General features: G+C 64.0%; 7 protein-coding genes and 4 tRNA genes. 5 read left to right on the top strand and 6 right to left on the bottom strand.

Annotated features, from left to right (window positions below; all coding sequences use genetic code 11):
• Positions 1 to 136 precede the first annotated feature (136 nt).
• The gene (locus QWY74_RS04370) at positions 137 to 2,260 is read left to right on the top strand and encodes a carboxy terminal-processing peptidase (RefSeq protein WP_264825485.1); all 2,124 of its coding nucleotides are present in this window, start codon (positions 137 to 139) and stop codon (positions 2,258 to 2,260) included.
• Positions 2,261 to 2,505: 245 nt separating this feature from the next.
• Here the strand turns inward: QWY74_RS04370 and QWY74_RS04365 are convergent.
• From QWY74_RS04365 to QWY74_RS04345, 5 genes are all read right to left on the bottom strand, one after another.
• Positions 2,506 to 2,581, bottom strand: a tRNA-Asn gene (locus tag QWY74_RS04365).
• Positions 2,582 to 2,627: 46 nt separating this feature from the next.
• Positions 2,628 to 2,703: transfer RNA gene (locus QWY74_RS04360), tRNA-Asn, on the bottom strand.
• 54 nt (positions 2,704 to 2,757) lie between these two features.
• Positions 2,758 to 2,833, bottom strand: a tRNA-Asn gene (locus tag QWY74_RS04355).
• A gap of 132 nt (positions 2,834 to 2,965) precedes the next feature.
• Positions 2,966 to 3,042 (bottom strand) — tRNA-Met (locus tag QWY74_RS04350).
• A gap of 71 nt (positions 3,043 to 3,113) precedes the next feature.
• On the bottom strand, positions 3,114 to 4,058 hold the full coding sequence (locus QWY74_RS04345) for a choline ABC transporter substrate-binding protein (RefSeq protein ID WP_264825483.1): 945 nt from the start codon (positions 4,056 to 4,058) through the stop codon (positions 3,114 to 3,116).
• 271 nt (positions 4,059 to 4,329) lie between these two features.
• Between QWY74_RS04345 and betI the strand changes: the two genes are divergently transcribed.
• The 4 genes from betI to QWY74_RS04325 all read left to right on the top strand — a co-directional run bounded on the left by betI (position 4,330) and on the right by QWY74_RS04325 (position 11,080).
• Complete coding sequence (gene betI / locus QWY74_RS04340) at positions 4,330 to 4,947, top strand: transcriptional regulator BetI (RefSeq protein WP_435389121.1); 618 nt, start codon at positions 4,330 to 4,332, stop codon at positions 4,945 to 4,947.
• Between the two features lie 11 nt (positions 4,948 to 4,958).
• Positions 4,959 to 6,428, top strand: a complete 1,470-nt coding sequence (betB, locus tag QWY74_RS04335) for a betaine-aldehyde dehydrogenase (RefSeq protein WP_264825481.1) — start codon at positions 4,959 to 4,961, stop codon at positions 6,426 to 6,428.
• A gap of 266 nt (positions 6,429 to 6,694) precedes the next feature.
• Complete coding sequence (gene betA / locus QWY74_RS04330; RefSeq protein ID WP_264825478.1) at positions 6,695 to 8,404, top strand: choline dehydrogenase; 1,710 nt, start codon at positions 6,695 to 6,697, stop codon at positions 8,402 to 8,404.
• 228 nt (positions 8,405 to 8,632) lie between these two features.
• A complete protein-coding gene (locus QWY74_RS04325) occupies positions 8,633 to 11,080 on the top strand; it encodes an acyl-CoA dehydrogenase (protein ID WP_264825477.1) in 2,448 nt (815 codons plus the stop codon).
• A 51-nt stretch (positions 11,081 to 11,131) separates the two neighbouring features.
• Here QWY74_RS04325 and QWY74_RS04320 read toward each other — a convergent pair whose 3' ends face one another.
• On the bottom strand, positions 11,132 to 11,713 hold the full coding sequence (locus QWY74_RS04320) for a carboxymuconolactone decarboxylase family protein (RefSeq protein ID WP_264825476.1): 582 nt from the start codon (positions 11,711 to 11,713) through the stop codon (positions 11,132 to 11,134).
• Positions 11,714 to 11,719: the final 6 nt, after the last annotated feature.

Here is an 11,719-nt window from a genome sequence, read left to right as displayed (position 1 = left end):
ACGATTCAAGAGAATCCCGGCAGGGGGTCTTGGCATCTCGTCGTAGCTGCTACAATGCTCGCTCAGTCTATTGACTCGACCGCCGAGTCACCATCCGAATAGACAGAGTGTACATGATTCGGGGAGTCCATCATCGATGAGCCTGTTTGCCAACCCGGGGCGCCTATCGGCCCTGGCCATGCTGCTGGTCACCGCGCCGGCCCTGGCCGAGCTCTCGCCCAGCGATGCTCAACGCCAGACCGCCGAGGAAGTCGCCGACTCCCTGCTCAATAGCCACTACTCGGAAGTTCAGCTTGACGACGCCTGGTCGAGGCAGGCCTTTCAGGGCTACCTGGACGTCCTGGATGGCCAACGCGCCTATCTGCTACGCAGCGATGTCGAGGACTTCAAGGGACTGCGCACCGGCCTGGACGAGGCCGTGCTGGAGGGCGAGCTAGACGCCGCCTTCGATCTCCACGAGCGCTATCAGCAACGCGTCGAGGCACGCCTGGAGTGGCTGCTGGAACGTCTCGACCAGGGCCTGGACTTCAGCTTCGAGGGCAATCAGCGTCTGGCGCTCGACCGGGCCGACACGCCCTGGGCCACCCATCAGGACGAGCTCGACACCTTGTGGACCAAGCGCCTGAAGAATGCCGCCCTGCAACTGACCATCAACCGCCAGGATGCCGAAGCACGAGAGGACACTGACGACACGCGGAGCAGCGAAAAGGACGATGCCTCGAGCGGCCGCCAAAAGACCATCGAAGAGACCCTTCGCGAGCGATACGAGAGCCAGCTCAGCAGGGTACGCCAGACCAAGCGCGATGATGTCTTCGACTTGGTCATGACCGCCGTGACCGATACCATCGACCCCCACACCGATTACATGTCGCCCCGCGAGAGCGAGGACTTCGACATCCAGATGAAGCTCTCCCTGGAAGGAATCGGCGCCCTCCTCCAGGCCGATGGCGAGTACGTCAAGGTCTCCAGCCTGGTGCCCGGCGGGCCGGCCGAGAAGGCCGGGGTGCTCAAGCCGGCTGACCGCATCATCGGTGTGGGCCAGGAAGACGAGGAAATCGTCAACGTGGTCGGCATGCGCCTGGATGAAGTTGTCGACATGATTCGTGGCCCCAAGGGATCCGTTGTTCAGCTGGAAATCGTCCCCGGCCAGGCCATGGACATGACCCGCTCGAAGGTCATCGAGATCACCCGGGACACCGTCAAGCTGGAGGACCAGGCGGCCCAGAGTGAGGTCCTGGAAATCGAGCGCGAGGACGGCATGCATCGCGTCGGCGTTATCGAGGTGCCGGCCTTCTATGTCGACTTCGACGCCTGGCAGGCCGGAGAAGACGACTACCGCAGCACCACCCGGGACGTGGCCAAGGAGGTCAGAAAGCTGCGGGACCAGAACGTCGAGGGCATCGTGCTCGATCTGCGCAACAATGGCGGTGGCGCCCTGCAGGAGGCCAACTCGATGCTCGGCCTGTTCATCGATCGCGGGCCGACGGTGCAGGTTCGCGACGCCCGGGGACGCATTAACCTCTATGGTGACACCGAGAGCGGCAGCCTCTACGACGGCCCTCTGGTAGTGTTGATCAACCGCCTCTCGGCCTCCGCCTCGGAAATCTTCGCGGGGGCTATCCAGGACTACGGCCGTGGCCTGGTGGTGGGCAGCAACACCTTCGGCAAGGGCACGGTCCAGACGCTCAATGAGCTCAACGAGGGCCAGATCAAGCTGACACGCGCCAAGTTCTATCGCATCTCCGGCGACAGCACCCAGAATCGCGGAGTGGCACCGGATATCGAGTTCCCCAGCCTGGTTGACCCGGAAACCATCGGCGAAAGCAGCCTGGACAACGCCCTGGCCTGGGACAGCGTACGCAAGGTGCAATATCGCCAGTACGGCAACCCGCGTCGCTTCCTCGACATCCTGCGCCAGCGACATCAGCAGCGTGCCCAGGCGCACCCCAACTTTCATTACCTGGAAGAGCGCTCCACCCTCGCCGAGCGCCTGCGCGAGCAGCACACCAGCGTCAGCCTCAACCAGCAGCAGCGCCGCCGCGAGACCCAGGCCCGCGAGGACGAGCAGCTCGCCCTAGAAAACCGTCGCCGCGAGGCCCTCGGCCTGGAGCCGCTGGACAACTGGATCGACAGCCGCAGCCAGGAAGATGAGGACGATACCCAGCCACTCGAGCGCGCCCCGCTCACCGAGTCGGCCCAGATTCTGCTCGACTACTCGCGGCTGGATAGCGGTATTCAGTTCGTCGAACACCAACAATAGCCGTAACCGGCGCTGCCTAACCCGAAGACGCCGGCCCTCGAGGCCGGCCCTCTTTCATGGGTGGCGGCAAACCAACGCAGGCTCGGGAGTCAGGCGGCAGCGGGACAAGTCCGGGGGGTCAGACACTCGCGCGCACGCTGACGACCAGGCAGGAGTGGCCCGGCAGTAAACTGGTAACAACAGAAAAGCGTCTCAATCGAGAAAAGCGTCTCAATCGGCAAAAGGACGCGACGCATGGCGCATCATGGCTCCCCGAGCAGGACTCGAACCTGCGACCCAATGATTAACAGTCATTTGCTCTACCAACTGAGCTATCGGGGAATGATGACGATGCTGTCCCGGAACGGGCAGAAAGAAAGGGGGTAGGTGGCTCCCCGAGCAGGACTCGAACCTGCGACCCAATGATTAACAGTCATTTGCTCTACCAACTGAGCTATCGGGGAATAACCTGATGCGCCGTGATCAGCGCGGGTTCACATCTGACGAAATCAGATGATTGGCTCCCCGAGCAGGACTCGAACCTGCGACCCAATGATTAACAGTCATTTGCTCTACCAACTGAGCTATCGGGGAACGACCTCGAACACGGGACGTAGTATACGGATCGACTCGCCGACGTCAAGTCCTCGCCTGGAGTTTCGGGGGCCGGGGCTGAAACGACGTCGCCCGAGCGGCTGGACCGATCGGGCGACATTCGAACAAGACTGGTGGCTACGCCCTGATTCGAACAGGGGACCCCATCATTATGAGTGATGTGCTCTAACCAGCTGAGCTACGTAGCCTTTCGGCGGCTGGCCGAAACGAAAAAGGATTATGCATGCGGGCCTGCCGCCTGGCAAGCCCGCGTTGCGCCTCACTCCCCGATGGACAACGCCTGTTTGACGGCCGGCAGCGCGGGCTCGCCTTGCAGGGTGGACACGCCCTCGAGCCAGTCATCCAGCACGGCAGGGTTGGCCTTGAGGTAGTCGCGTGCCGCCTGTCCCGGCTCCACCCCTTCTTCCATGATGGTGCCCATCAACTGGTTCTCCATCTCCAGGGTGAAACGCAGGTTATCCAGCAGGTTGCCGACATTGGGACAGGCCTCGCTGAAGCCGCCGCGGATATTGGTGTAGACAGTCGCTCCCCCCAGGTTCGGGCCAAAGTAGTCATCCGCTCCCTCGAGGTAGGCCATCTCGAAATTGGTGTTCATGGGGTGCGGCTCCCAGCCCAGAAACACCATCCAGTCTTCATCGGGCACTCTGGCCCTAAGCTCCGCCAGCATGCCGGCTTCGCTGGAATCGACCAGTTGCCAGTCGCCCAGCCCGAAGGCATCGTCGTCGATCATCTGCTGGATCAGCTCATTGCCATCATTGCCGGCCTCGATGCCATGCAGCTGGCTGTCGAAACGCTCGGCATGTGCTGCCAGGTCCTCGACCGAGGTCACGCCGGCATCATGTACATACTGCGGCACCGCCAGGGTGTACTTGGCCCCTTTCAGGTTGGCTCCCAGACGCTCGACCTCGCCACGTTCGACATAGGGGTCACTGATCGAGGCCATGGAGGGCATCCAGTTACCCAGGAAGACATCGAAGTCGCCGTTTTTCATGCCCGAGTAGGCAATGGGAACCGACACCGTATCGATACGTGCCTCGTAGCCCATGGCGCCGAGCACCTGGGTCGTCAGCGCAGTGGTCGCGGTAATGTCGGTCCAGCCGACCTCGGCGAAACGCACCGGCTGGCAACTCTCGTCGGCCGCCATCGAAGGTGCGGCGGCAAGCACCAGCGTCGTACTCAGCAAACCCTTGGTCATCTTGTTCATCGAGCTATCTCCCTTGTCAAAGTGGACAGTCTGAACGAACGTCCGGATGGGACGTTGGCCGCTGTGCTCGTGCTATCCGCGACGAGGCGACAAATGCCTCTGGCAGGGCTATCGGCCAGACTGGTTATTTTTATTGATTGAACATTCAATAAAAAAGTGCCAGACTATCCCTATCGTAATCATGGCGGTACAGCAGATTGCAAGGCGACAACCGCTTCGCCGCTCAACGGTCAGCACTCACAGAGGAGGCAGCAAGGTGCCCAAGGTTGGAATGGAACCTATCCGCCGCCAGCAGCTGATCAAGGCCACCATGGCCGCCATCGACGATGTCGGCCTGGCGGATGCCACGGTGATGCGTATTGCCCGTCAGGCCGGCGTCTCGGCGGGGATCATCAGTCACTATTTCGGCGGCAAGGACGGCCTGATGGAAGCGACCATGCGCCAGATTCTCAATGATCTCAGGGCCAGCGTCGCGGCCCGGCGCCGGGCGTTGTCGAGCCGGGCCCCGCGTGCCCACCTGGAAGCCATCATCGACGGCAACTTCGATCGCAGCCAGGTGACCGGCCCCGTGGCCAAGACCTGGCTGGCCTTCTGGTCCAGCAGCATGCATCAGCCGCGCCTGCAACGCCTGCAGAACGTCAATGATCGGCGCCTATACGCCAACCTGAGCCATCAGTTCTGCCGCCTGATGCCACGCGAGGAAGGTCGTGACGCGGCCCGCGCCCTGGCCGCCATGATCGACGGACTCTGGCTGCGCGGCGCCCTCACCCAGGAAGGTCTGGATGCCGAGCAGGCGCGTCGCCTGGCGCGGGACTACCTGGATCAATTGCTGCCCTCCACCGAAGCCAGCGACTCACGGCCTTGCCCCCCTCTTCATGCCGAATCCTGACAGGAGCCACCATGACACAGCTTGATACCCAGACCCTCTACATCAACGGCGCTCATGTGGACGCCACCTCCGGTGAGACCTTCGAGGTTGTGAATCCCTACGACGGCAGCCTGCTGGCCAGGGTTCAACAGGCCAGCGAAGCCGACGTGGACAGCGCCATTGCGGCGGCCCGTCAAGGCCAGCGCACCTGGGCGGCCATGACCGGTGCCGAGCGGGGTCGCATCCTCGCGCGCGCCGTGGCGCTGCTGCGCGAGCGCAACGACGACATTGCCGAACTCGAGTCACGCAATACCGGCAAGCCGATCAGCGAGACCTCCGCCGTGGACATCGCCACCGGTACTGAGGTGCTCGAATACTACGCCGGCCTGGCCGGCGCCATCGAGGGCAGCCAGATCCCGCTGCGCGACACCTCCTTCGTCTATACGCGACCAGAGCCGCTGGGGGTGATCGGGGCCATCGGCGCTTGGAACTATCCGATCCAGATCGCCTGCTGGAAGTCCGCCCCGGCGCTGGCCGCCGGCAACGCCGTGGTCTTCAAGCCCAGCGAGGTCACCCCGCTGACCGCCATGGTGCTGGCCGAGGTGTTCAGCGAAGCCGGCATGCCCGATGGCGTCTTCAATGTGGTACATGGTGATGGCCGCGTCGGTCAACTGATCACCGGTCACGGCGGCATCGACAAGGTGTCGTTCACCGGCGAGGTGGGCACCGGCAAGAAGGTGATGTCGGCATCCGCCGCCTCCAGCCTCAAGGACGTGACCATGGAGCTCGGCGGCAAGTCGCCGCTGATCGTCTTCGACGATGCCGACCTGGACCGTGCCGCCGATGGCGCCATGATGGCCAACTTCTACTCAAGCGGCCAGATCTGCACCAATGGCACACGCGTGTTCGTCGACAGCTCCATCAAGGAGGCCTTCGAAGCGAAGATCGCCGAGCGCGTGGCACGCATCAAGGCCGGTGATCCGCTGAACCCGACGGTCAACTTCGGCCCGCTGGTCAGCTTTGAACATCAGGAAAAGGTTCTGTCCTACATCGAGCTGGGCAAGCAGGAAGGCGCCCGCGTGCTGGCCGGTGGTGATGCCTGGAATCAGGGCTCCTGGGCCAACGGAGCCTGGGCGGCGCCCACCGTCTTTACCGACTGCGACGACAGCATGCGCATCGTCCGGGAGGAGATCTTCGGGCCGGTGATGTCGATTCTGGCCTTCGATGACGAGGAGGACGTGATTCGTCGCGCCAACGACACACACTACGGCTTGGCCGCCGGCGTCTTCACCGAGGGCCTGAATCGCGCCCATCGGGTGATTCACCGCCTCGAGGCGGGCATCTGCTGGATCAACACCTGGGGCGATTCCCCTGCCGAGATGCCGGTGGGCGGCTACAAGCAGTCCGGTGTGGGCCGCGAGAACGGCCTGGAAACACTGGGCCACTATACCCAGACCAAGTCCGTACAGGTGGAAATGGGGCCCTTTGAGTCGGTGTTCTAGGTCACAGCCCCGAGCTTCGAGCCAAGAGCCACGAGCCAGAGCGGCGCCGGGGACAGGTCGTGGAGGGGGTCCGATGCCAGGGGTGAGGAGCATTGCTCCGAACGGGCTGGCCATGGATGGCCAGCACCGGACCTGCAAGCAGGGCATCGGTAGCGTCCAGGGAAGGATGCACAGCGCCCCCTCATAGACCTGTCCACGGATCAACCGCAGCGGGCCAGGCAACCACCGCCCGAAATCCACCTCCGTTTCAGCCTTGAGAGGCTCCCATGTCCCAGATTCGTGAATTCGATTATGTCATCATCGGCGCCGGTTCTGCCGGCAATGTCCTGGCCGCGCGCCTGACCGAAGACCCGGATGTCCAGGTCCTGCTGCTCGAGGCCGGCGGCCCCGACTACCGCTTCGACTTCCGCACCCAGATGCCCGCGGCACTGGCCTACCCCCTGCAGGGCAAACGCTACAACTGGGCCTTCGAAACCGACCCGGAACCGCACATGGACGGCCGACGCATGGAGTGCGGGCGCGGCAAGGGCTTGGGCGGCTCCTCGCTGATCAACGGCATGTGCTACATCCGCGGCAACGCCCTGGACTATGACAACTGGGCCAAGCGCGACGGCCTGGAAGACTGGACCTATGCCGACTGCCTGCCCTACTTCCGCAAGGCCGAGACCCGCGACATCGGCCCCAATGACTATCATGGCGGCGATGGACCGGTCAGCGTGACCACTCCCAAGGCCGGCAACAACCCGCTCTACCACGCCTTCATCGAGGCCGGCCAACAGGCCGGGTATCCCGCTACCGAAGACGTCAACGGCTATCAGCAGGAAGGCTTCGGTCCCATGGACCGTTTCGTCACGCCCAATGGCCGCCGCGCCTCCACGGCACGCGGCTACCTCGACCAGGTCAAGGACCGCCCCAATCTGACCATCGAGACCCGTGCCATGACCGACGTCATCACCTTCGAGGGCAAACGCGCCACGGGGGTACGTTACGCCCGCAAGGGCAATACCCAGCAGGTCCGAGCGCGTCTTGAAGTCCTGCTGTGTGCCGGAGCCGTGGCCTCGCCGCAGATTCTGCAGCGCTCTGGCGTCGGCCCGCGGGATGTCCTCGATGAGTTCGACATCGAGCCGGTGCTTGTCAACGACAACGTCGGCATCCATCTTCAGGATCACCTGGAGATGTACATCCAGTACGAGTGCACCCAGCCCATCTCGCTGTATCCGGCCCTGAAGTGGTGGAACCAGCCGAAGATCGGTGCCGAGTGGATGCTGCTGGGCAAGGGCGTCGGCGCCAGCAACCAGTTCGAGGCCGCCGGTTTCATCCGCAGTCGCGACGAGGAGGAATGGCCCAACCTGCAGTACCACTTCCTGCCCATCGCCATCAGCTACAACGGCAAGAGCGCGGTCGAGGCCCACGGTTTCCAGGCACATGTCGGCTCCATGCGCTCCGAGAGCGAGGGCCGCATTCGGCTGACATCCCGGGATCCGGCGGCGGCGCCCAGCATCCTGTTCAACTACATGTCCACCGACAAGGACTGGCAGGAATTTCGCGACGCCATTCGCCTGACCCGAGAAATCATCCAGCAGCCGGCGTTCGACGACTATCGCGGCCGGGAGATCGCCCCGGGGCCGGACGTTCAATCCGATGCCGAGCTCGACGCCTTCGTCCGGGCGCACGCCGAGACCGCCTACCACCCGTGCGGTAGCTGTCGCATGGGCGAAGGCGAGGACAGCGTGGTCGATGGTGCCGGGCGGGTGCATGGTCTGGAGGGCCTGCGCGTCGTCGATGCCTCCCTGTTCCCGGTGATACCCACCGGCAACCTCAACGCCCCGACGATCATGCTGGCCGAGAAAATGGCCGACAAGATCCGTGGCCGCGAGGCCCTGCCGAAGAGCGATGCGCCCTATTACGTGGCCCAGGGAGCCCCTGCCCAGAAGACGCCCATGCGCAACACTACCCGCCCGCCGAGCAACGCGTAACGAGCAGCGAGTGGTTGGCAGCCGCAGCTCCAGGACCGAGAAACGAGCAGCGAGAAACGAGCGGTTGGCAGCCGCAGCTCCAGGACCGAGAAACGAGCAGCGAGAAACGAGCGGTTGGCAGCCAACTGCTCGTGGCCCGACTGGCCTACTGGTCAGTTGCAGGGAAGTGGGCTATTCTGCAAGAATTCAAACATACGTTCGAACTCTATCTCACACTCGGAGATGCTCATGTTGACCTTGATACTGCTCGTGCTGGCCGTGGCCGGCTTGCTGATCGTGATGCGCCGTGAGGCAGGCGCCCTGCCGGCACTGGCGGTCACCGGCGTTACCGGTCTGATCGGTGTTGCGGCCGGCGCCTCGGTGATCGGCATACTGCTGCTGATCGTCACCGCCGCCATTGCCGCCTGTGGCCTGGCCGGCATTCGCGGCGCCTGGTTGACTCCCCGCCTCTTTGCCGTCTTCAAAAAGATAGCGCCAAAGGTCTCCGAGACCGAGCACACCGCTCTGGAGGCCGGCAGCGTGGCCTGGGACGGCGAGATTTTCTCGGGCCGCCCCGACTGGCAGCGTCTGCTGGACTTCAAGGATGATGGCCTAAGCGACGCGGAGCGCGCCTTTGTCGACCAGCAGTGCAGTGTCGCGGCCGGTATGTGCAATGCCTGGGACATCGCGCGCGAACGCGCCGACCTGCCCCAGGAGCTCTGGGACTATCTCAAGCGCGAGCGCTTCTTCGGCATGATCATCCCCGAAGAGTATGGCGGCCTGGGCTTTTCCGCCAAGGCGCAATCGACCATCCTGCAGAAGCTCTCGGCCAATGAGACGCTGATGGTCACCGTCGGCGTGCCCAACTCCCTGGGGCCGGGCGAACTACTGCTCAAGTATGGCACCCAGGAACAGAAGGATCACTACCTGCCACGCCTGGCCGATGGCCGCGAGATCCCCTGCTTCGGCCTGACCGGCCCCAGGGCCGGCAGCGACGCCACTTCCCTGCCGGATGTCGGTGTGGTGGTCAAGCGCGAAGTGGATGGCGAAGAGATGCTGGGCCTCGAGCTGACCTTCGAGAAACGCTGGATCACCCTGGCGCCGATCGCCAGCGTGGTCGGCCTGGCCTTCCGCCTGTTCGATCCGGAGCACCTGCTGGGCGACGAGGAAGACCGCGGCATCACCCTGGCGTTGGTGCCACGCGAGACCGAGGGCATGCAGATCGGCCGCCGTCACCATCCCATCGGCAGCCCCTTCCTCAACGGCCCGATCAAGGGCAACAAGGTCTTCGTGCCGCTGTCGACCATCATCGGCGGCGAGGAAATGATCGGTCAGGGCTGGCGGATGCTGGTCGAGTGCCTCTCAGTCGGCCGCTGCATTACCCTGCCTTCCGGCGCCACCGGCACGGCCCGCTACGCCATCGGCTGGAGCGGCGGCTTCGCGCGCATCCGTCGTCAGTTCAACGTGCCGGTCGCCGAAATGGAAGGCGTTCAGGAGCCCCTGGCGCGCATGACCGCCATGGCCTACATCGCCCAGGCCGCGGTCTACCAGACCGCCAACACCATCGACTATGGCCAGAAACCCGCCGTGCCCTCGGCGATTCTCAAGAGTCAGCTGACCGAATTTCAGCGCGTGATCCTCGCCGATGCCATGGACATCCATGGCGGCAAGGCAGTGACGCTCGGGCCACGCAACTATCTGGGTATCGGCTACAGCGCCAACCCGGTGGCCATCACCGTCGAGGGCGCCAACATCATGACGCGCAATCTGATGATCTTCGGTCAGGGGGCGATTCGCTGCCATCCGTATGTGCTCGAGGAGCTGGCCGCCAAGGACGCCGATGACATCAAGGCCTTCGACCGCGCCTTCTTCAATCATGCCGGTCTGATTCTGGGCAATGCCGCCCGCGCTCTGACCCAAGGCATGGGCATCGGCAAGCCGGACGTGCCCTTCGATAAGGTCGCCGCGCCCTACGCGAAGGACATCGCGCGCCTCTCGGCTGGTTTCGGTCTGGCCGCGGATGCCGCCATGGCTAGCCTAGGCTCGAAGCTCAAGCAGCGCGAGATGCTCTCCGCACGCCTCGGTGACGTGCTCTCCAACCTCTACCTGGCCAGTATGCTGCTCAAGCAGTGGCAGGAAGGCGAACGCGTGGAGGGCGAGGACACCCTGCTGCACTATGCCGCTCGCTTCCTGCTGAATCGCGCCGAGCAGGCCTTCGTCGAGCTCTTCGACAACCTGCCCAATCGTGCTCTGGGCCGCACCCTGCGGCTGATCATCATGCCCCGCGGGCGTCGCTGGTCGCGCCCAGAAGATAACCTGTCACGCGGGATCGCCCAGGCCATCACCCGCGACAGCGCCCTGCGCCACAAGCTGACGGCCAATACCTGGGACGCCGACGACGGTCCCCAGGACAACCCCCTGGCCCGCTACAATGCCCTGCTGGCCACGCAGGAGCACGCCGAGGCACTATATCGCACGGTCGGCAAGGCCCACTCCAAGGGCGAGATCCCCACCGAGGCATTGCATCCGGAGCAGCAAGTCGACGCAGCACTGGAAGCCGGCCTGATCAGCGAGGACGACGCGAACTTCATGCGTCAGCGCGAGGCGGAGGTGCTGGACATGCTCAGCGTCGACGACTTCGAGTACGACGCCTTCGTCACCGACAAGTCCAAGGTGCTGCGCCACCATCCAGCGTAAGTTGTAAGGGGCGTGAGGGGTGATGAGCACCTCACCCCTCACTTCTCACCCCTACCCTTCCCCCTCACCCCGCGGCGGTTCTGCGAATGGCAGGGGGTCGCTGCCGCGACGCACCTCGAAGACGTTCAGGGTCATGGCGACCAAGGCGTAGTAGCCGAAAACCCCGACCAGCTCTACCACCGCGGCTTCGCCGAGGGCCGCGACCGCTTCGGCATAGAGGCCATCATCAACGCGCTTGTGGGAATAGATGGTCTGCCCCAGGCGCACCACCAGCGCCTCGTCGTCATGCTCGAGGTCCAGCGCTCGCCCCTCGCGCAGGGCCTCGATCAGCGATTCGGACACACCTGCCTCGCGGGCGATCGGGGCGTGGATCTGCCATTCCGCCTGGGACTGCCACCAGGCAGCAGTAACCAGGATGGCCAGCTCGGTCAGTCGCAGCGGCAGGCGTGTGCCGTAGCGGCAGAAGGCCCCCAGCCGCTGGGCATGATCGGCCAGGCCGGGGCTGTGCACCCAGGCCAGAAAGGGGCCATCCAGATTGCCCCGCGGACCGCTGAGAATCTCCTCGAGCACACGACGCTGCTCGGCATCCATGTGTTCCTGCTGCAGAGGAGACAAACGGGATTCGATGTTCATGCGGGG

Source organism: Halomonas almeriensis (assembly GCF_030409235.1).
GTDB lineage: Bacteria > Pseudomonadota > Gammaproteobacteria > Pseudomonadales > Halomonadaceae > Halomonas > Halomonas almeriensis.
This window is presented reverse-complemented; position numbering and strand designations above follow the sequence as displayed.

Bases quoted from the DNA above. Each gene is read 5' to 3' on its own strand.
- QWY74_RS04370 (WP_264825485.1), top strand. From the start codon at position 137: ATGAGCCTGTTTGCCAACCCGGGGCGCCTATCGGCCCTGGCCATGCTG.
- QWY74_RS04345 (WP_264825483.1), bottom strand. From the start codon at position 4,058: ATGAACAAGATGACCAAGGGTTTGCTGAGTACGACGCTGGTGCTTGCC.
- betI (WP_435389121.1), top strand. From the start codon at position 4,330: ATGGAACCTATCCGCCGCCAGCAGCTGATCAAGGCCACCATGGCCGCC.
- betB (WP_264825481.1), top strand. From the start codon at position 4,959: ATGACACAGCTTGATACCCAGACCCTCTACATCAACGGCGCTCATGTG.
- betA (WP_264825478.1), top strand. From the start codon at position 6,695: ATGTCCCAGATTCGTGAATTCGATTATGTCATCATCGGCGCCGGTTCT.
- QWY74_RS04325 (WP_264825477.1), top strand. From the start codon at position 8,633: ATGTTGACCTTGATACTGCTCGTGCTGGCCGTGGCCGGCTTGCTGATC.
- QWY74_RS04320 (WP_264825476.1), bottom strand. From the start codon at position 11,713: ATGAACATCGAATCCCGTTTGTCTCCTCTGCAGCAGGAACACATGGAT.